This is a genomic window from Clostridium beijerinckii (assembly GCF_008705175.1).
Lineage (GTDB): Bacteria > Bacillota > Clostridia > Clostridiales > Clostridiaceae > Clostridium > Clostridium beijerinckii.
Genome location: NZ_CP043998.1, coordinates 5,612,638 through 5,632,738, shown reverse-complemented (window position 1 = coordinate 5,632,738; position 20,101 = coordinate 5,612,638). Strand labels below are relative to the sequence as shown.

18 protein-coding genes are annotated in these 20,101 nt (G+C 29.3%); 13 read left to right on the top strand and 5 right to left on the bottom strand.

The window, feature by feature from the left end:
- Positions 1-1,660 precede the first annotated feature (1,660 nt).
- The 4 genes from F3K33_RS27020 to F3K33_RS24775 all read left to right on the top strand — a co-directional run bounded on the left by F3K33_RS27020 (position 1,661) and on the right by F3K33_RS24775 (position 4,566).
- The gene (locus F3K33_RS27020) at positions 1,661-1,795 is read left to right on the top strand and encodes a hypothetical protein (RefSeq protein ID WP_009168799.1); all 135 of its coding nucleotides are present in this window, start codon (positions 1,661-1,663) and stop codon (positions 1,793-1,795) included.
- 97 nt (positions 1,796-1,892) lie between these two features.
- Entirely contained in the window at positions 1,893-2,156 is a 264-nt protein-coding gene (locus F3K33_RS24785; protein ID WP_009168800.1) for a hypothetical protein, read from the top strand.
- Positions 2,157-2,342: 186 nt separating this feature from the next.
- Positions 2,343-3,158: an MBL fold metallo-hydrolase gene (locus F3K33_RS24780; protein WP_009168801.1), complete on the top strand. Its 816-nt coding sequence runs from the start codon at positions 2,343-2,345 to the stop codon at positions 3,156-3,158.
- A gap of 343 nt (positions 3,159-3,501) precedes the next feature.
- A complete protein-coding gene (locus tag F3K33_RS24775; RefSeq protein WP_009168802.1) occupies positions 3,502-4,566 on the top strand; it encodes a hypothetical protein in 1,065 nt (354 codons plus the stop codon).
- 492 nt (positions 4,567-5,058) lie between these two features.
- Here F3K33_RS24775 and F3K33_RS24770 read toward each other — a convergent pair whose 3' ends face one another.
- Both F3K33_RS24770 and F3K33_RS26570 read right to left on the bottom strand, forming a co-directional pair.
- Positions 5,059-5,235 carry a hypothetical protein gene (locus F3K33_RS24770; protein WP_009168803.1) on the bottom strand — a complete coding sequence of 59 codons (177 nt, stop codon included), beginning with the start codon at positions 5,233-5,235 and terminating at the stop codon, positions 5,059-5,061.
- 56 nt (positions 5,236-5,291) lie between these two features.
- On the bottom strand, positions 5,292-5,465 hold the full coding sequence (locus F3K33_RS26570; protein ID WP_009168804.1) for a hypothetical protein: 174 nt from the start codon (positions 5,463-5,465) through the stop codon (positions 5,292-5,294).
- Positions 5,466-5,627: 162 nt separating this feature from the next.
- On the opposite strand from F3K33_RS26570, the gene F3K33_RS26565 reads away from it, so the two are divergent.
- From F3K33_RS26565 to F3K33_RS24760, 3 genes are all read left to right on the top strand, one after another.
- Entirely contained in the window at positions 5,628-5,792 is a 165-nt protein-coding gene (locus F3K33_RS26565) for a hypothetical protein (RefSeq protein WP_009168805.1), read from the top strand.
- Positions 5,793-5,918: 126 nt separating this feature from the next.
- Positions 5,919-6,305, top strand: coding sequence for a hypothetical protein (locus F3K33_RS24765; protein WP_009168806.1), 387 nt, complete (start codon positions 5,919-5,921; stop codon positions 6,303-6,305).
- A 1,832-nt stretch (positions 6,306-8,137) separates the two neighbouring features.
- Positions 8,138-9,478, top strand: a complete 1,341-nt coding sequence (locus F3K33_RS24760) for a DUF4145 domain-containing protein (protein WP_051144879.1) — start codon at positions 8,138-8,140, stop codon at positions 9,476-9,478.
- 64 nt (positions 9,479-9,542) lie between these two features.
- On the opposite strand, the gene F3K33_RS24755 is transcribed toward F3K33_RS24760, so the two are convergent.
- Entirely contained in the window at positions 9,543-9,743 is a 201-nt protein-coding gene (locus tag F3K33_RS24755; RefSeq protein WP_023977064.1) for a YvrJ family protein, read from the bottom strand.
- Positions 9,744-9,839: 96 nt separating this feature from the next.
- Complete coding sequence (locus tag F3K33_RS24750; RefSeq protein ID WP_039773035.1) at positions 9,840-10,331, bottom strand: hypothetical protein; 492 nt, start codon at positions 10,329-10,331, stop codon at positions 9,840-9,842.
- 287 nt (positions 10,332-10,618) lie between these two features.
- Between F3K33_RS24750 and F3K33_RS24745 the strand changes: the two genes are divergently transcribed.
- The gene (locus tag F3K33_RS24745) at positions 10,619-10,861 is read left to right on the top strand and encodes a hypothetical protein (RefSeq protein ID WP_009168807.1); all 243 of its coding nucleotides are present in this window, start codon (positions 10,619-10,621) and stop codon (positions 10,859-10,861) included.
- Between the two features lie 74 nt (positions 10,862-10,935).
- Here F3K33_RS24745 and F3K33_RS24740 read toward each other — a convergent pair whose 3' ends face one another.
- On the bottom strand, positions 10,936-11,508 hold the full coding sequence (locus tag F3K33_RS24740; protein ID WP_009168808.1) for a sigma-70 family RNA polymerase sigma factor: 573 nt from the start codon (positions 11,506-11,508) through the stop codon (positions 10,936-10,938).
- Between the two features lie 268 nt (positions 11,509-11,776).
- Between F3K33_RS24740 and F3K33_RS24735 the strand changes: the two genes are divergently transcribed.
- The 5 genes from F3K33_RS24735 to F3K33_RS24715 all read left to right on the top strand — a co-directional run bounded on the left by F3K33_RS24735 (position 11,777) and on the right by F3K33_RS24715 (position 20,070).
- Positions 11,777-12,640 (top strand): N-acetylmuramoyl-L-alanine amidase, encoded by an 864-nt coding sequence (locus F3K33_RS24735; RefSeq protein ID WP_039773032.1) that lies wholly within the window; start codon positions 11,777-11,779, stop codon positions 12,638-12,640.
- A gap of 280 nt (positions 12,641-12,920) precedes the next feature.
- Positions 12,921-14,372 (top strand): ATP-binding protein, encoded by a 1,452-nt coding sequence (locus F3K33_RS24730; protein ID WP_039773031.1) that lies wholly within the window; start codon positions 12,921-12,923, stop codon positions 14,370-14,372.
- Positions 14,365-17,070 carry a Z1 domain-containing protein gene (locus F3K33_RS24725; RefSeq protein ID WP_039773029.1) on the top strand — a complete coding sequence of 902 codons (2,706 nt, stop codon included), beginning with the start codon at positions 14,365-14,367 and terminating at the stop codon, positions 17,068-17,070. The genes F3K33_RS24730 and F3K33_RS24725 overlap by 8 nt, the downstream gene beginning before the upstream one ends.
- Complete coding sequence (locus F3K33_RS24720; RefSeq protein WP_039773026.1) at positions 17,070-17,987, top strand: PD-(D/E)XK motif protein; 918 nt, start codon at positions 17,070-17,072, stop codon at positions 17,985-17,987. Before F3K33_RS24725 ends, F3K33_RS24720 begins: the two co-directional genes overlap by 1 nt.
- Positions 17,980-20,070, top strand: a complete 2,091-nt coding sequence (locus tag F3K33_RS24715; RefSeq protein WP_051144877.1) for an AIPR family protein — start codon at positions 17,980-17,982, stop codon at positions 20,068-20,070. Before F3K33_RS24720 ends, F3K33_RS24715 begins: the two co-directional genes overlap by 8 nt.
- Positions 20,071-20,101 lie beyond the last annotated feature (31 nt).

Here is a 20,101-nt window from a genome sequence, read left to right as displayed (position 1 = left end):
TAGATAAGTCTGTCGACATGGAATAAATTAAACTAAAAATGTCTACAATAAAGCTTTTCTATTACCTTAATTTTAGCTCACTTTCGCTCAGACAAAGGAAGAAAAATACAAGCTATGCAAAGGTACTTCAATGGTATTTATAAGTGTTATTAATAAAGTATATATTATTTTTTATATAGGTATATAGCTTGCATTTTTCAATGATTTTATTGCCTGCGGCAGCAAGGAAATTATCCAAGCCCTAAAGAGCTTGGATAATTAAAATATATTTGTTGGAGCTGAAGCTTCAATTTATTAGAGTTTTTACTCAATTATAATTATAGTATTTGTATTATATTCCCTGTATAATTAGTTGTTATTATAGGCAATGTATTATGTTGATTTATTATACTTGTTACATTTAGTATATCTGCTACTGCTATATACTTATTAACTATAGTATATGATTTTAATATGAGAAATTATTTTGGCGCTTAATCCATCACCCAAAAAAGGACAGGTCATACAGCATATATCTCTAAGCATATAGGAGTTTTCCGGCAAGCTTCAACCTCCTATTTACTAAGAGCTATTATGCATTAGACTAGTCCTTTATTTGGGTACCCGATGGAGCGCAAGAAGGCAAGTACACTTCGCTAAGATAAGTCGTTGTCCCGAGAATGTCCAAGCTAAAATATTTATGGCCATGAATTTTTATGGTCTTTTTGTGGTTATAAAGATTTTGAGAAATGAAGGTTTATTCCTTAATTTCAGCTGGGACACTTCGGGAAACGTTATTTAGCAAAATGTACATGCCTTCTTTGTGGTAATGGGTTTTTCTGGTGCAGATTATAGAGAAGGTGTTATTATAGTTTTTGGTGTATTGTAATACTGGAGATAATGCTGCATGCCCAGATAAGAGTTTTTGTTGAAATGTGAGAATGGGGAGAGAAAGTTAATGTTTTTATTTTCAAAGAGGATACTTTAAATGTATTTCTAAATTCCAACTCCAGAAAGAGTCAATACGTAATAGCCACGGAGCTCTGCCCCTTGCTATTACATTGACACTTTCTTAAGAGAATGTTTTAAGTGTAGTGATTGTATTAAAGGCTGCGCCTTAAATCCAATGAACAATTGAAAGTTTACTAAATAGAGAATTAGTATAAATATTATAGAGAGAACCTGTTTGGTGTATTAAATGATTTATGGAGAAGTGATGCATACGCATAGGGAAAAGGGCGCCTTGGACTTGCCCTCACCAAGATAGAGATAAGGTTTGATGGGTGAGGGCAGGTCCACAATGTACATGCTTACCTGCTAGTCCTTTTTAGTAAAGGCGTTCTTTCCGCTTAAGAAATCCAATCACTAAAAATAATAGAAATAAATATTTAAGAAGAAATTATTTTTAGTGATACGATTTCTTGCGCTTCAATAACACTCATTACTAATAAGGACAGGCAGAAAAGCAAGCACATTGACGGCGCCCTGTGGAATAAAAGTTTTTTTAATAGTAGTTATAATGAGAGTAGAGTAGATTAGACAGAGTAAATTAAAATAAGAAATTGTTCTTTGAAAACTAAATAATATGTTATTTACAAAATGTGTTATAATATGTTCTGATAGTAGTTTTTGATAAAACAAGACAGATTTTTGTTTATAGTAGATAAAGGGAGTATTTTAAATGGGATGTATTAATATTAAGCGAATTTGGTCAGATGAAACCATGATTGAACTTGAATTTTCAGCCAATAATGCAAATATTTATTCACAATTAAATTTCTTTGTAACTGAAAATGAATTATTAGAAATTTATTAACTGAGGATCGTGCAAGTGTTCAAGGAATAGCTTTTAGAAACTAGTGTAATAATATTATAATTTTCAAGTCGCTGGTAGTGAAAATAAGAGGTGAAATATGATGGAGTATATAAAAGCACATAAATATTCATCTAATCACAGAAATCAATTGTTAAGAGATAAAAAATGTGGTTGCTTTTATTGTTTAAAAATTTTTAGTCCAAAAGAAATTGTAGATTGGGTTGAGGATATTGGTGGTACAGGTATTTGTCCGTATTGTGGTACAGATTCTATAATTAGCGAAAGTTCAGGATATCAAATAACAAAAGAATTCCTAATAGAGATGAAAAACTATTGGTTTAATAAAAACAATAATGAATAATATATTTAATATAGTACATTATCTTAAAGAAAGTCTGATATTTACATAATAGTTATAATTTAAAAAAGATAAATTTTGATTTATAAGGAAGGTGAATCATGAAAATATTTTTACGTATGCACCCAAAGAATCGTTTATCCTCTGTACAACCAAAAAATTAATTTTGTACAGAGGAGTGTATATTAAATGAATAGATTAAATAAGCCAGTTATTACGAAAGAAACAATCAAAGCAATGGAGGACATGTCATTTTTTACCCATGCTATGATTTTTGACGATTTACTAATTGTTGCACAAAAAGAAACAAATTGCTTTGTATTAAAGACAAGTGATGGGCTAATAGTAATAGATGCTATTTGGCCAGCAAAGGAAGCTTTTGATGCAATAGTAGCTGCGATTAAAGATGTAGGTTGGAATCCTTATACTATAAAAAAGCTGGTTTTAACTCATGGACATGTTGATCATACAGGCTGTGGAAAATGGTTTGTTGAGAAATACCATGCTTACACATATCTTTCTAAAATAGATGATATTTTTTGGGAGGAACATCCTACTAAGCCTGATAGACCAGAAACGTGGAAAGATTATAAAATTGATGTTTATGTTCAAGATGGTGATACCATAATATTGGGTGATAAAACAATATATGTTTATGGTACTCCTGGTCATACTCCAGGAGGATTAAGCTATATATTCCCTGTAAAAGATGATGGTGAAATCCACATGGCAGCATTATGGGGGGCTACAACTCCACCATGGACAAAAGATGAAGTACAACAATATCTTAAGTCCTTAGATTATTTTATTAGTGAAGCAATTAGTAAAAAAGTAGATGTGGCTTTAAGTAATCATACAGCTATAGATAATGGTTTGGAGCGTATTATGTATTCAAAAGTAAGAATGGATTATATGCCTAATATTTATATTATTGGACAAGATGGATTTCAAAAATATTGTCAGGTGTTTAGGACATTGAGTTATGATCTGTTGGAAAGATTATAAGTATAACACCAGGTCAAGAAAGTTCAATTTTGCCATATTGCTGTCACAAATCTCTTGCAATATATAAACACAAAGTAGTTAAACATTATTTATCCCCTATTAAATAAATATTAACCAGTATTCAGAATGGTCTATTCACAATAATAGATCATTCTTTTTTTATTATAATAAAGTTAAATCAATGTATAATTTTTATATATGTAAGTAAAGCAATATGATAACTACAAAGTTGCAATTGAAAATATTAAGTTATACAATAAAAAAATAAATATTGAAGAAAAAATTAGAGTAATTGTACAGTTATAGCATGTTTTATTATTGGAAGAGTTGGGGGAAGATTAGATTGAAAGGTATTTGTACATTAGAACAATTACAAGATGAAGCTAGAGCGGATTTGGGATACAGAAATGCAAATAAGGTTCCATTTCTTAAGACTAATGTTTATAAGGTAAGAAAGAGGATGGAAAAGAATAAGTCAGGAGGTTCAAAAGTAAAAGAATATGTATGGAATCACAATTTGAGGAAAAAAAATTTATCTTCATTAATCAGAGAGATCTATGATTGTGAAGAGCATTGCTTTTTGTATAAAATCTTTGGAATAGAGCAAACCAAGTTAAAACTTGAAATTTCATTTGCTGGAGTAAAGTTGCCTAAAGAAGCATACAGTGCTTCTTTTAGTGATTATCTTGAAGTTGAAAATTTGAAATTGCTTTCTTCAGTTGAAGATTTTGAAATAGTAATACAACCCGATTCTATTGATGAGCCTGTAAATATTGCGAGAGAATGTAATATGATAGGCGATATTATTACAATAGATCATTTTGCACCTGGAATCTTTTTTAAATGTGACTTTGATTATGTACCCAATATAGATGGTTGGACTATTATTGAGTTTTCAGAACGAACATTAGAGTGCAATGCATATGGATTACCAATAGACAATGATTATCCCATGTGGGTAGAATATTTGCTTACAAGTTATGTTATGTACAACATTGGAAATGAAAGATTGGCTTTTTTTTCTGCTTTTGCGGCACTAGACCAATATATAGAAATGCTATATGCAAATCTAGAAACTGCGTATTATAACTTACTGCCAAGAATAGGAAATGCTGAAGTATTTGATAAATACTGTGATAAAATTGAAAGATATCAAAATATGAATAGGCGAATTATAGATGAGAAATTTAAAGATGTAATACACGAATGTGTTGTAGATTTTGAGAAATATGGTTATTTGTATAATAAGCTATATGACTATGAGAAAATGCGGAACAAAGTTGCTCATTGCGAAGAAGGGTATTCAGATGGTAATTATTTAGATTTAGTGTTTGTTATTATTGAGATTATTTATTTGACAGGGACAGGAACAGAATTAGTAGATAATATTTTTGAGATATATGAGTAAGAGCACCTTCGGGTGTTTTTTTAATATCTATGGATTTTGTGTCTTTAAAACCAATTATATCAATAGTTAAGAGGCTGTTGGCTTATAAAAATATGATTAGGAATGAGCATGCGCAGCCACTTTGTTCTCTATAGAGCTAGATAATTTATGGTATATGGAAGTGCCAAAAAGGAAATTTTAAACAAGCTCCATTAATAAAAATAATTTCAATAAATGGATATAGCGTTGAATAAAGAAAAGTTGGATTTTAAGATTATAGTAATGGAACTTATCTAAAATAATGTTTTTTGGGAGAGCAATTATACCAATAGAAAATAAATATTGTAAAGGGGAAATTCGCTGCGCTCACCCCTGTACAATATTTATTTTCTATGGAGCTTAAGTATTTGCTAAAAAAACAACATAAGCTTGTCCTATAATTTTAGCAGTTAATTCTGTAGTTTGTGGAATATTAAAAGAAATAAAATAATCCTGGAGAGGACCTCTCCAGGATTATTTTATTTCAATTTCAAGCTGCATTGGTCTTGTATCAAGATAATGTTCATATTCTATTTTATAGTATATGATTAACTTTCTTCTGCCCTCATATGGTAGTGTATTTACAAGTGAATCAAATTGAGCTTTTGATACAAAGCCTTTTTCTTTTATAAGCCATGTTGCAAATGTCATTAGATTTAATCCTTTCATATAGAAACTTTTAGAAGGGGATAGAGATGCGTATTTCTCTAATCCCATTCAGTCTGTAGGTAATTTATAAAGTATTGATATTTTTCGTGATAATATAAATCAGTTCTTTTAGATTCTTCTTTTGATAAAATAGAAAGCCATTCTTTATAGTGTCCGTAGGAATTAAAAGCTTCTTTAGTAGTAAGCCATTTTGTAAATGTGAAGTTTCTCATATTTTTTCAAATCCTCTCTTAACCTTATATTATAATTATTGCCAATTACGCGAACAAATATTCGTATGCGTTTGTACTTATTTGTATATATTTTTTAACTATTTAAGTATAAGAAATTTGATTGTTGGCTAGAATATTTTACAGATAAGGAGTGGAATAATAATGGAAAATAGAAATAGAATAAAAAAAGAAAAACCACCAACAAAGCAACTTCATGTGGAATGTGAAATCAAGTTATATGAAGACTTTGAGGCGTATTGTCATAGGAATGGAAAAGATGTTAGTAAAGCGATAAGAGGGTATATGAAACTATGTATTGGAGAATAAATTATAAATAATGAAAGTACCTGAAAAGGTGCTTTTTTTGTACATAAATAATGTCTAAAATTTATGTAAGTGGGCATAATAAAAATATGGTAGGAGAGGAACTAAAAAGAAAAGGTGGCCATAAAAGTGGAAAAGAGAAAATATGAATCAAAAACATTAATAGCAGAGTACAGATATTTAAGCGAAAATAAAGAATTCAGATTTTCTGAAACAGCGTATAGACTAAAGAATGGATCAATAATTATTGAGTATAATGGTGAGCCATTAAGTCTTTATGGATTGAAATTAAGTTATAACAAGAATATAGCAAGAAAAGGAATATTCAGTGTTACAAGTGATGATTATGAATTTTGGAAGTCATTTAGAGGCAAAATTGAGGGTAACAGTTTTGTAGATTATGAAGCTGAAAGAAATGAAGATATAGAAAAAGCCAGGGAAGAATATTATAAACAAGTAAATGCAGAACATGAAAATATATTAGAAAGTTTATCATGCGAGGAGCTGTCATACTAAATACATAAGGGGAGAAATCCCCTATATATAAAGAGATAATAAGGACAAGCACTTAGCACTAGGAACCTATGATTAAAGAAAATAATATAAGCTATATTCTTAAAGGTTCAACCGATAAATTAAAAACAGCATGTCCAATCAAGCGGTATAATATCACATAGATTTTTCATATTAACTTTACCTATTTATTTAAAAGGCAGGTCAAGACCAAAAGCGAAGCGTGTCTTGAGCTACATTTTAAATAAATGTACCATGTTATATGAAAAAACTATATAAAATGTATAATCTAGAGTTTATCAATGGGGGCGGTCTTGGACTGGCTTTTCTAATACTTCTGCATAATTAGATATAGGTAACAGCTCTGAAAATCGTATCATTAAAAATAATTTCCATGTAATATAATTTATTATTTTTAGTGATTGGATTTTTAGAGCGGAAAGACAATATAATCAAACATTATAGTAATGAACTTAAGCCAGTACAAGATAGGCATGCCGTCACATTACTAATACTTTCTTATATAATTGTGATGGCATGTCTAAGCCCCCAAAAATTCTTGTCAGATTGTCTGACCAACTAAACCCGTAATTTATATTTTCCAAACCAGGCGCAATAATTTTATAATGAACTAAAAAAGAACCATAAACAAAAATTCCATTCAGAGGGATGGATCCGTATTCTTATACTAATTTTTAATGAAACAATCCAGTTACATATTCATACATTTGGATATAGTCATTCAAATATCCATCCCGAAGCGCCCCACCGGGAACCCAAATAAAGGACTAGTCTAATGTATAGAGATACTTAGCTTATAAGAGTCTCCGATTTTTGAGGAGACTTTTATAAGCTTTAGTATCTCATGCTGATGACATGTCCTTTTTTGGGTGGTGGTTAAGGCGTTCAAGTGATTATTAGATAAAAGACCTTGTCCTTTAGAAAATACGTATATAGGAATACATGTAATAACTATACAGTCTATAATATAAAAATATAATTATTTAGATATATAAATATTCAGCTTAAATACTATATGTAGAGATATAACAAAAACTAATGGAGTGGTGTAGCTACAAGGAGCACGCAGTGCTCCTTATATATTTATTCCTTGCTGCCGCAGGCCATGTAATCCATGAGAAGTGCAAGCTGCATACCTATCACTATCGTTTATATACATAATGAATACACTGAAAAATAATTAATAAAAACTATATGCAGCTTGCACTTCTCTTCATTTGTTTAAGCGCAAGCGAGTTATAATTTAAGGTAATAGAAAAGCTTTATAGTAGATACTTTGGTTTGATTTATACCATATCAACATACTTCTCTATAAATATTTTAAATAAGATTATAAGCCTGTCTATTACTTCCTTTGACTTGAAAGCGGAGCCTTGAAGTCTAGCTGCACTCTAAATTAATATTGGAATAAAGGAACAATGCAATGGCTTGGAGCGGAGCTTTAAGGTGTTGCGTATTGTTTCTTTTTGGCCTTTGAGTTTAGAAGTAAATTTAGAGTTAAGTGAGAGAAGAAAACATTAAAATCCGAGCAAAGCGAGAGCTAATCAAAAGATATTAATTACTTCAAGCTGAAGATATAAGCTGCAAAGAGGGAACTTTAATTTTTAGAAGTCATTAAAATCGTATCTAGAATTTTGGATTGAGGAGTATTAATATCTTCTTTTTTAACAGAACTTTACTAACAACAATGTTAACGTATATAAAAAAAATGTAATTATAGTTATAATATATTTATAATATGCGACAGAATAGTAAATTGTTATGAAAGTAATATTTGTTTAAAATTTAGAAATAAGATTGAGATGGTGAGCATAGTGGGAATATTTGATTTTCTTAAATATGATAAGGATGGATATGATAGAAGCGGATTTAATAATAAAGGAATTCATAAAAATGGAACAAAATACGATAATAACGGATATGATATAAATGGTTTCTCGGTACTTGGAATTCATAGAAACGGTACAGCTTATGATAATAATGGATATGATAGAAAAGGATATGACAGAAATGGAATCCATAAATGTGTTACAAAAAGTAATCAAGATGGAATAAGTAAATCGGGATATGATAAAAACAGATTTAAGGGTAATGAGGTTCATATAAATGGTACAAGGTATAATAAAGATGGTTATGACGGATATGGGTATAATCAAAATGGATTTAATACATGCGGATATAATGAAAAAGGTTATGGTAAAGATGGGTATGATAGAAATGGGTATAATGAAACAGGTTATAATAGAGATGGATATAACAAGGATGGACTTAATATAAACGGAACATATTTTGATGATGAAGGATTTGCTATTGACGGATATAATCGAAAGGGATTCAATAGACATGGTTTCAATCGTGGTGGTTATGATAATGATGGATATAATAAAGAGGGTTATGATAAATTGGGCTATAATAAAAATGGAATAGATATGGATGGCTTTAATCGTGATGGGTATGATAAATATGGATTTGATAGGCAAGGGTTTAATTCAAATGGTATAGATAGAGCTGGTTACGATACTGAAGGATTTAATTCTGATGGATATAATAGAAAAGGCTATGGAAGAGATGGATTCAATAAAGAAGGATATGATATTGCAGGATATGATAGATTAGGATTTAATAAAGATGGTTTTGATAGAGCTGGTTATGATAGAGATGGATATGATGCTAGAGGATTTGATGAAAATGGTTTTGATATGGAAGGATATAATATTAATGGTGAATTTAATGAATATATAGATTCATATTTAAGTAAGAATAAGGATATCAAAAAGCAAACTACAAATTTAATTTATACGATAGAATATAAGGATATAATGCTTGATGTAACGAGAACAATGAAATTTATGAGACAAGGTGAATATAAAGCTGCAAGTAATAGCTTAAGGACGGCAAGTGAACAATTAGTAAATGTAATCTTAAAGAAAAATAATGACTTACCTCAAATAAGAAATAGTGATTTATTTTCTAAACTAAATTATATTGAAGATAATGGATTGCTTGATAATAATTATTTACAAGCGTTACATAATATTAGATTGCTTGGAAATAAAGGTTCACATGCAGGAGAAACGACAACTAGAGAGGAAAATGAATTATTATTAAATGATTTTAAGAAAGTACTTAATAGTTGGATTAATAATGTTTCTTAGAGATTTCTATTACTAGTAGAGTTAGGCAATAAACATTCAAAATTAATGTTTATTGCCTTTTTACTCATGCCACTTTATGAGAATCATCAGTAGAACTCTCTGTATCAATAGCTACTCCAAGTTTAGCTGATATTATGGTATTTAACTTATTAATTGATGAAGATAGGTTGGCAATTTGTTTTTCTAAGCGTATTAGCAGATATGCTGCTACAGCAATAGCAAAGCCATTGTTAACTATAAGATTAATTAAATCTGTTAATTCCATAATCACATCACCTCCTACAAAGGATATATGAAATAAAGCATATTAGTTCATGTTAGAGAACAAATAATTATCTGAAATTAAAATAGATAAAATAAATTATTGAGTGCCGCCTTCATTTACGATATGGTTATGATAATGTTCTATAGCAATATCAACTATGGTACTGACACATACATTGATATCTGGATGTATGCTCTTTAATTCATTAATTTTTCTTATAGTAGAACTTCTAAGGGTGTAGCTTCTTTTAATATTCGGAGTTTCACCATCAATGGCAGGAGTGGCACCATTAGGAAGAGGAGTTTTTCTATTATCAAATAAGTCTTTTACAGAGTTTAAATTATTTTGAAAATTACGGCTACTAGTTAAGGTAGTATTAGTTTGAATATTATTTTTAGGATTTTCTTGAATAGTAGTATTATGGGATTTATATTCAGAATTAGTTTGAATAGTATCAGAATCATCATCAAAAGAGAAGGAAAATATGCAGTCACCAGCTATAGGAGTTTCGCTAGTAAATCCATATACTTCACCTTCATCATATTCAAAATCATTTTTAGGAACTTTTGATGTTTTTCTTCTAGCCATAAATTATATACCCTCCGTAACAGTATTTTTATGTATCCTCGTAAAGGATATATGGTTATTTATTAGAGATTCTAAAATTCTAAAGAATTTAGGAATATATATTTTTTAGAATTTAAGAATATTAGAACCTAGGAATATAAGAATTTGCTTGTAAAATGCGGGATAAGAGATTAGGCATACAAATTTAATCATGATTTTAATGTTATGTTACAGTATAAAACATATATCAATAATAGCAGCCGCTAAATTCTAAAGCTGTAAATAAATTATTGGAGTGTGTTGTAAAAATGATTAGAAATGAAATTAAACTTAATTCAGAAGAAGTAGAGTGCTTTGATAAAAAGCAGATTGCTTTAGCAATTAGAAATTCTACTTTTAATGATGAACTTCAATGTTCTTTAATTACGGAAGGGATACTTAATAAATGTGAAGGATGTTCTCTAAAATATATTTGTGATGGAATAGATCAAGTTGTTGATAATTATGTGGAGAAAACTACAGAGGTTGTGAATAATTTTAATTTTGAGTAGGTAAATGAAATATTGTATTATAAATAAAGATAACAGCTCCAATGATTAAGCTTAGAGCTGTTAGACTTTTAAGCTTAATAATAGAATGAAATATTATTAAGTATTTTCATTAAAATGTTTTTCTTTTTTTGAATAGCAGTAGAGTAACACATATTTTTAAAATAAGCATATTCTTTTACAGTGTAATTTTTGTAAAATACAAAATCTATAAGTTCAAGTTCCTCTTCGTTTAAATTCTTAAGGGCTAATTGTAAATCTTCATAATCACACATTTCACATAATGAAGTTTCAGTTGAGAGTTCAAGTTCGGGAAAATTATTTTCCACATCATCATGTAGGCTTAATGCATTACTACCTTCAGTAGATCTTCTAGTTTTAGTTCTTTTTATTAAATCACTCATATTATTTTTAATAGCATTAGTAGCATAGGCAACAAATCTATGTTTTTCTGAATTGTACATAGAAACTGATTTGAAGAGTGAATGGTAGCATTCCTGTATAATATCATTAGCATTATATCCATCAATGAAAGTCCTTTTAGAAATATTATAAATAAAAGGTTTAAACTCATAAGCTAATTTTTCTTTTGCTTCTTCATCATTGTTATTACATCTGGTAACTAAAGTTTCGACATAATCAAAATCCATATAAACCTCCATCTTCAATATAAGAGTTATGAATTAAAGTAATTATTTTACATATATTGTGTTTTGTATTAAATTTACCTCTATATATAGTATATATGGCTAGATTACATATAACTTATATATGATTATAAAAATAATTAGATTTATGTTGTTACTTATGTTTTTGATATTGAAGTTCTTGGTTGCAGCATAGCTGCTTTTTTCATAAGTGTATAACTTATATGAAAAGTAAAAGAAATTAGAAATTATGGAGAGGATGGTGTAAAAAATGAGTGATTTTATAATAGCTGTCGGTCATACTGCTAGTGGGAATGTTGGATGTGGAGTTGTTGATAGGCTTGATGAGAGCAATTGTACCAGAGTTATAGGGGCTTTAGTTGTAGAGTATTTGCAGCAGAGAGGACATGAGGTTAATTTACTTAGAATTGATAAGAGTAATAGTTATAACTGTGAAGATTGTTATGAAAGAGCAAATCAAGCTAATGAAATAGCAAAGACACAAGATATAAATCTTTATGTAGAAATTCATATTAATGCAGGGGGAGGGACTGGTCCTGAAGTATTAGTATTTGGAAAATCAGAAGTAGCTAATCAATATGCTACAAAAGTATGCAATGAATTATCAAGTATTTTGAATCTACCTAATAGAGGAGTAAAAACAAGAAATCTTATTGTCCTTAATAAAACTATTATGCCTGCAATTTTAGTTGAATGTTTATTTGCTGATAGTGATGATGCTGATGTTTACAATGCAGAAGTAATTGCTAGAGCTATAGTTAATGGATTGGTCGGAGCAGATGGTTCTAGTAATGGAGAATGGAAACTTGGGTGGAATTGTAATGATGTTGGGTGGTGGTATTGCACGGATATAGAGAATAAATACTATTATACATCGCAAAATGGCTGGCAGGAAATAGAGGGAGAGTGGTATATCTTTGATGAGAGGGGATATGCTTTGCAGAATCGTTGGTATCAGGATAAAAACAATAACGTCTGGTATTACTTGGATGAAAATTGCAAGATGGTTAGAGGAAGCAAAGAGAAACCTTTGTGGAAGTGGATAGATGGAAAGTGCTATGTTTTTAATGAGCGTGGGAAGAAGATGTGTAGGGATGGTGTTGCTATTAATTAGGAAAGGTGGGATGAAATGAACATATCTATGGAATAAATAATTAAATATGGCTTTAAAACAAACTAGATTCTTAAATTTTAATAGATACAAGAATTTAGTTTATTTATTATATAAAATGTTTAAATAAATAGGAAATGATTTAAGTATGGTTATTTTTGGTTTATAAAAGTAATTACATAAGATATAATTATAATATAAAGTGATGAAATAATTGGGAAATATGATTAATATAGTCATATTTAACGTAATAACGGATTGAGGGGAGCGAAATTACAAGTATATGTTTAATAAAGAAAGTATTCCGTTTGCACCAATGTTAATTGAATCAATGAGATCATTGGGATATTCTTTCCAATCTGCTATAGCTGATTTGATAGATAATAGCATAAGTGCAGGTGCAACTAGAATTGATATAAGGTTATTACCAACAGAAAATCCTTATTTAATAATTTTGGATAATGGATGTGGAATGAATTCTTCTGAAATTGAAGAAGCGATGAGATATGGTAGCAAAAATCCTCTTGATGAGCGTAAAAAGGATGATTTGGGTAGGTTTGGATTAGGCTTAAAATCTGCATCTCTATCGCAATGTAGAAAGTTGACAGTAGTAAGTAAGAAAGATAATACAATGTCATCATATTCATGGGATTTAGATTATATTGCACAACAAGAAGCTTGGTTGCTACAAGGGTATTCAAAAGAAGAAATAAATGAACTTCCTGAAATCAATTTATTAGATGGAATTAAAAATGGTACATATATATTATTACAAAATTTTGATCGGATAAAAGAATCAACTAATGATTTAAATACAACATTAACTAAAAGTATGGATGATACAATAGAACATCTTTCTTTAGTATTTCACAGATTTTTAACGAGTGGTCTCGATATTTATGTTAATAATTCTAAAATAGAAGATAAAGATCCATTTTTATTAACAAATAAGAAAACACAGTTTAAGAGGGAACAAAAATTCAGTATAAACGGATCAAATATAACAGTAAAGCCATATATATTACCTCATATATCTGCATTGACTAAAGAAGATATAAAGAAAGTTGGAGGTAAGGAAAGATTAAGAAATGAACAGGGATTTTATGTATATAGAAATAAAAGACTTATTATATGGGGAACATGGTTTAAGCTTGGAAGAAAAGAGGAACTCAGTAAATTAGCACGAGTGAAAGTAGATATCCCAAATGATTTGGATTATATGTGGAATATAGACATAAAAAAAAGCTCAGCTAAGTTGCCGGATATAATAAAAAGAAATTTATACAACTGTGTAGAACAGTCTATATTTAGTAGTGAGAATGTACATAAATATAGAGGCAGAAAAGAAGCAAATAAGGATATAAGTTACATATGGGAAAGAAATAACATTAGGGGTGAAATTGAGTATAAGATAAATAGAGATATTCCTCAACTTAAATTATTGCAAGAGTCATTAAATGATAAAGAATTAAAAGTTTTAGAAAGTTTATTAGAAAAATTGGAAGAATCACTTCCTATAAATGCGTTATATGTGGATGCATGTAATGGAAAGGTTAAAGATGATAATAGCAATGATACAGAAGAATTGTATGCAGATGTAATGGAACAAATTGAATATGCAAAAATTCAAGGAATGGATTATAAGATGTTATTGAAGGCTTTTTTAAAAACAGAACCATATTGTAATAATAAAGAATTAACAAAGAAAATTCAGGAGGTTTTAGAAAATGAATGATTTATGCAATCAACTTTATAATTTATTAATATCAACAATAGTGGATGAAGACATACAGGATGAAAAAGATATAGATGAAAATATAGAGCAGTTTAGGATGCTTCCTAAATTTAAAAGTATCAGTGAAGAAGACATAGTTAAAATTAGGAATAGAATAAAATCAGAAAGATCAATTAAACTTAATTTAGGCTCACTGCTAGAAAGTGAAGAAAAATACGAAAAGTGGTTTTTAAAAGCAAAATCAGAACTGGACATGCAGTACTGGGAAAGATATAAAAAATATTTGTTACAAGATCAACATTTTGCTGTAACTGTAGTGAATACTATGGATGTTATGTTAGATACTTTAACTGATCTATTAGGAAATCCAAATTTAGAAGGGCATTTTCAAAGAAGAGGATTAATAATAGGTGATGTACAATCAGGAAAAACTTCAAATTATACTGGATTAATATGTAAAGCAGCTGATTCTGGATATAAGGTTATTGTGTTATTAACAGGAACAATTGAAAAATTAAGAAAGCAGACACAGTTACGTATGGATGAAGGATTCGTAGGAATGGATAGTGCGGCTATGATTAAAAAGAAACCTAATAATATTATAGGTGTTGGTAAATATGATCCTAGCATTCATCCAATGGTTTTAACATCTACAATGAACGATTTTAAAAAGACAATTGCAAATAATTTAGGATTCAATTTAAAAACGATTAACCAGCCAGTTATTTTTGTTATGAAGAAAAATGTTTCAAGTTTAAATAATTTAAATGAATGGTTAAGAACTCTTAATCAAAAAGAATCAACAGATATTATTGATACTTCTTTACTAGTTGTAGATGATGAATCAGATAATGCTTCAGTTAATACAAATCCCGAAGATAAAGATCCTACATCTATTAATTGCCAAATTAGAAATTTATTAGGATTATTTAAAAGAGCAAGTTATGTTGGTTTTACAGCAACACCATTTGCAAATATATTTATTGATCCAGATACAAATGACGAAATGCTTAAAGAGGATTTGTTTCCTAAAGATTATATATATTCACTTGATGCACCATCAAATTATATTGGTGCAAGAAATATATTTAGTGATGCAGGCAAGCATACAGAGATGCTAGTGAAAATTAACGGAAAAGATATAGAAAAGTGTTTGCCAAGTAACCACAAGGGAGATTACGTAGTAACATATATTCCAGATGATTTAAAGCAAGCTATTAATTCTTTTTTAATAGCTAATGTAATCAGAGATTTAAGAGGAGATATTAATAAACATAGATCTATGCTTATTAATATAAGTAGGTTTACAAATGTTCAGGAACAGTTAGGTAATATTGTTAATGACTATTTAAAAGAGATGCAGTCAGCAGCAAGAGTTTATGGAAAGATGACTGTAAATGAAGCTTTATTGGATAAAAACATTTCGTCATTGCATGAAACATATAATCAGACATATAGTAATATAGAATTTGAGTGGGATATAATTCAAAGAAATTTATATAAATCAATAGTGCCTGTTGTGGTAGCAGTAGTCAATCAAAAACATAAGAACGGTCTTAACTATGAAGAATATGAATCAGATGGATTACGAGCAATAGCAGTTGGAGGATTAAGTCTGTCACGAGGACTAACATTAGAAGGTCTTGTTATAAGCTATTTTTATAGAAATTCAAAGATGTATGATACGCTTATGCAGATGGGAAGATGGTTTGGGTATAGAAAAAATTATGAAGATCTCTGCAGAATATGGATGTCTGACGAGAGCATAGAGTGGTATGAACATATTAGTATGGCAACTGATGAATTAAGAAGAGAAGTAAAAAGATATGAAAATTCAGGTCTTACTCCAAAGGATTTCGGATTAAGGGTAAGGTCAGATATAAATTCACTTATTGTGACAGCAAGAAATAAAATGCGTACAGCATCTTCTATGGTGGTAAGTATAGCATTAAGTGGTGAAGTCATTGAAACTCCTAACATATTTAACAGCGTGAATAAAAATGACAATAATTTAAATACGATTAATAATTTTAAAAAAGATATGAAGCAAGAAAAAATAGTTAAGTATGGGAAAAAGAATTATGGATATAAAGATGTAAAAAAGGAAAATATAATAAATTTAATTAAAAAATTTGAAATATCATTATTAAACAATGCTTTTGATGTTGAAAGTGTTACAGAGTTTTTGCAGCAATATGAAGGTAATGAATTGGATAAGTGGGATGTTGTATTCTTATCGGGGGAATCAGGTAAGACTTACAAAATTGACCATAGTATTGAGACACATTTGGTAGAAAGATCTTTTTCGGTGGAAAAAGATGGTAAGATATTAAGAATGTCAGGAAAGAAAAATAGACTTGGAAGCGCAGGAGATGGCAGATATGGATTATCAGATCTACAAATAGAAGAAGTTAAAAAGCTTCATAGTATGGAGTCTGATGGCAAAAAGAGTATTAGTCAAAAATATTATTTTCAGTCAGTCAATAGAAAGCCACTATTATTAATTTACATGATAAGTTTAAAAGATGCTACAGGTGAGAATAGCGAAATAATTGAAAAATTTAATAATACACCGTTAGTTGGTCTTGGAATGGGAATACCTAAATTAAAAAACTCATCAACAAAATTTGCAAAATACACTATTAATAAAATCCAACAGGAATTATTAAATGATTATGATATAGGGGAGGAAGAATAGTGGTTAAAGCTAAATTTGAAAATGAGAAAAAAACTAGGACTTTTAGAAGAATAGATGATGAGCATCAGCTCGATATATTTTTAGGATACAATGAAGAAGGCAAACCAACAATGATAATAATAGTTGGTGAAAAGGAAGTAACTATTGAATCTTCTCGTTCAATTGAAGTGAAGTTATTTAAGAGGGATGATTCAAGACTGAGTATATCATTTTCACTGCTTGATATTTCAATGGAAGCAATTTTTTATAAATTCTGTGAAGACATTATTGAAAGCAGTAGAAGTATAAATAAATTAAATGCCTTAAATTATATAGTAGGGCGTTGGAATTCTTGGAGATTAATGTTCAAAAAGAATGCAAATGAATTATTAAATGAAAATCAAATTTCTGGATTATTAGGAGAGCTAATTTTTCTTAAAGAGTATATGATTCCAAAGTATGGAGAAAGTGTTGCAATAAAATCATGGATGGGGCCAGAAAAAAGCCATAAGGATTTTGAAGTCGAAGACACATGGTATGAAATTAAAACAATAAGAAGTGGAGCATTAACAATTAAAATAAGTTCTGTTGAGCAGCTAGATTCTGAAAGTTTAGGACATCTAAATGTTGTTATTTTGGAGAAGACAAATGAAAAATGCAGAGAATCAGTTTCACTGAACAACTATATAAATGGGTTGCAAGAAATGTTAGATGAGTTTGAAAATGAACTTATATTTAGAAATAAACTTGGACAAGTTGGCTATTGCTATGATGAAGAATATGATAAATATAATTATAGATTTATAGAAAATAAAAGATACGCTGTTAATGAAAACTTTCCAAGAATAGAAAAAGAGAATTTACCAAATGCAATAGTAAAAGCAAGTTATGATATTTTGATCAATGAAATTCAGGAGTATATAGAAATGGGTGATTAATTTGGATTTGAATGAGTATAGGGAGACAGTATTAGAAGATGTGAGACTTGCATCAGAAGCTGAAATGAATGATGTTACTAGTGAGTTCAATAAATATATGACAAATAATTTGATAGAGGCTGAGGAATTCGAAGATTTTACTGAATGTTATTTTGAAGGAGTAGGAAAACGTAATAAAAAAATTCAGATTGACGGATATGATTTTGATGAAGTAGATAAAAGCCTGATATTAGTAATAAGTGATTTTTCAAATGAAAAAGATATAGCAATAATAAATAATACACAGATAGATAAATTATTTTCTAAAATGGAGGCTTTTTTAGAGAATTCTGTTAATGATTATATAATTGATAATTATGAAGAAAGTAACATGGGATATGAATTGGCATATTTGATAAAGGAAAGATTGGATGAAACAGTAAAGTTTAGATTTTATATTATCACTGATAAGCTAATGAGTGATAGAGTAAAATTGGTGAAGAAGGGTGAAATTCACGGAAAGCCCGTGGAACTAAATATCTGGGATATAAACAGGTTTTTCAATCTTTCGCAGGCAAATATGAAAAAAGAGAGTATAGAAATAGATGTGACTAAATATTTAGATAAAGGTCTTCCATGTATTTTAGCAGTAGATTGCAGAAATGAACAATACAAATCATATTTAACAATGATGCCAGGAGATATTCTTGCTAAACTTTATATAGAATATGGAGCAAGATTGTTAGAGGGAAATGTAAGATCTTTTTTAAGTATTAGAGGAAAAGTTAACAAACAGATAAGAAATACAATATTAAATCAGCCTGAAATGTTTTTTGCATACAATAATGGGATTGCAGCAACAGCAACAGTAGCGGAATGTGAACAAAATGATGGAGGATTATTTATTACAAAGCTTATTGATTTACAGATTATTAATGGTGGACAGACCACAGCATCTATTGCAAATGCAGTGTTACAGGACAAGAAGGATGTTTCTAATATTGTTGTTCCAGTTAAGCTTTCAATTGTGGACAATGATAAAGCTGAAGAGATCATACCAGTTATTTCAAAATGTGCAAACAGTCAAAATAAAGTTGATGAAGCTGACTTTTTCTCAAATCATCCATACCATATACGAATGGAAGAGTATTCAAGAAAAACATTTGCTCCAGCAACAGGCGGAAAGCAATATCAGACAATCTGGTTTTATGAACGTGCAAGGGGACAGCATACGCAAGAACAGATGAAATTATCAAGAACTGAAAGAAACAAATATTTATTAAAAAATCCAAAATCACAATTAATAAAGAAAGTAGATTTAGCTAAATATGTTAATACTTATAATGGATATCCGCATGTTGTGAGTAAGGGTGCCCAGTTTAATATGCGTTTTTTTGCTGAACAAATAGACAAGCAATGGAAAAAATCAGATGAAGAATTTAATGTATTTTATTACCAGAAGGTAATAGCATTGGCAATAATTTTTAAGGAAACTGAAAAAATTGTTACAAATCAGGAATGGTATAAAGAAATAAAATCTTATAGAGCTAATATTGTAACTTATAGTTTGGCTACAATTTTTAACCATATTAGAAAAGAATTGAAGGATTTTAGATTTGATTTTAAAAGAATATGGAATTCTCAAAATATATATAAGGAATTAGAAGATCAAATAGTAATAACTACTAAAGAAATATTTGATTTTATTACAAGTGATGAAAGACCAACGCTTAATGTGACCGAATGGTGTAAAAAGGAAGCATGTTGGACAAGAGCAGAAAAGGAAAAATGGACTTTTAAAAATGAATTTTTGATGACGCTTATAAGTAAAGATGATGAAATTGAAGAAAAAAGCAGTGCTTATAAAAATAGAAAAATGGAGAATGATATCAATGCAGAATTACATGTAATGCAACTTGGAATGGCTTATTGGAAGGAACTTTTCAAGTGGGCTACTGAAAGAAAATTGATATCACCAATGGAAAATGATATTTTGAAAATAGCCTCTGAGTTTGAACTAACAGGAAAATTGCCATCTGCAAGACAATCTAAAATATTAATGAATATTAATGCAAAGATGATTGAAGAGGGGTATACATATTAATAATATAGGATTGGATTTATATATGAATTTC

Coding starts and splice junctions, on each gene's coding strand:
- F3K33_RS24745 (WP_009168807.1), top strand. CDS start 10,619: ATGATTAGAAATGAAATTAAACTTAATTCAGAAGAAGTAGAGTGCTTT.
- F3K33_RS24770 (WP_009168803.1), bottom strand. CDS start 5,235: ATGACATTTGCAACATGGCTTATAAAAGAAAAAGGCTTTGTATCAAAA.
- F3K33_RS24755 (WP_023977064.1), bottom strand. CDS start 9,743: ATGGAATTAACAGATTTAATTAATCTTATAGTTAACAATGGCTTTGCT.
- F3K33_RS24780 (WP_009168801.1), top strand. CDS start 2,343: ATGAATAGATTAAATAAGCCAGTTATTACGAAAGAAACAATCAAAGCA.
- F3K33_RS24740 (WP_009168808.1), bottom strand. CDS start 11,508: ATGGATTTTGATTATGTCGAAACTTTAGTTACCAGATGTAATAACAAT.
- F3K33_RS24750 (WP_039773035.1), bottom strand. CDS start 10,331: ATGGCTAGAAGAAAAACATCAAAAGTTCCTAAAAATGATTTTGAATAT.
- F3K33_RS26570 (WP_009168804.1), bottom strand. CDS start 5,465: ATGAGAAACTTCACATTTACAAAATGGCTTACTACTAAAGAAGCTTTT.
- F3K33_RS27020 (WP_009168799.1), top strand. CDS start 1,661: ATGGGATGTATTAATATTAAGCGAATTTGGTCAGATGAAACCATGATT.
- F3K33_RS24730 (WP_039773031.1), top strand. CDS start 12,921: ATGTTTAATAAAGAAAGTATTCCGTTTGCACCAATGTTAATTGAATCA.
- F3K33_RS24785 (WP_009168800.1), top strand. CDS start 1,893: ATGATGGAGTATATAAAAGCACATAAATATTCATCTAATCACAGAAAT.
- F3K33_RS26565 (WP_009168805.1), top strand. CDS start 5,628: ATGGAAAATAGAAATAGAATAAAAAAAGAAAAACCACCAACAAAGCAA.
- F3K33_RS24735 (WP_039773032.1), top strand. CDS start 11,777: ATGAGTGATTTTATAATAGCTGTCGGTCATACTGCTAGTGGGAATGTT.
- F3K33_RS24725 (WP_039773029.1), top strand. CDS start 14,365: ATGAATGATTTATGCAATCAACTTTATAATTTATTAATATCAACAATA.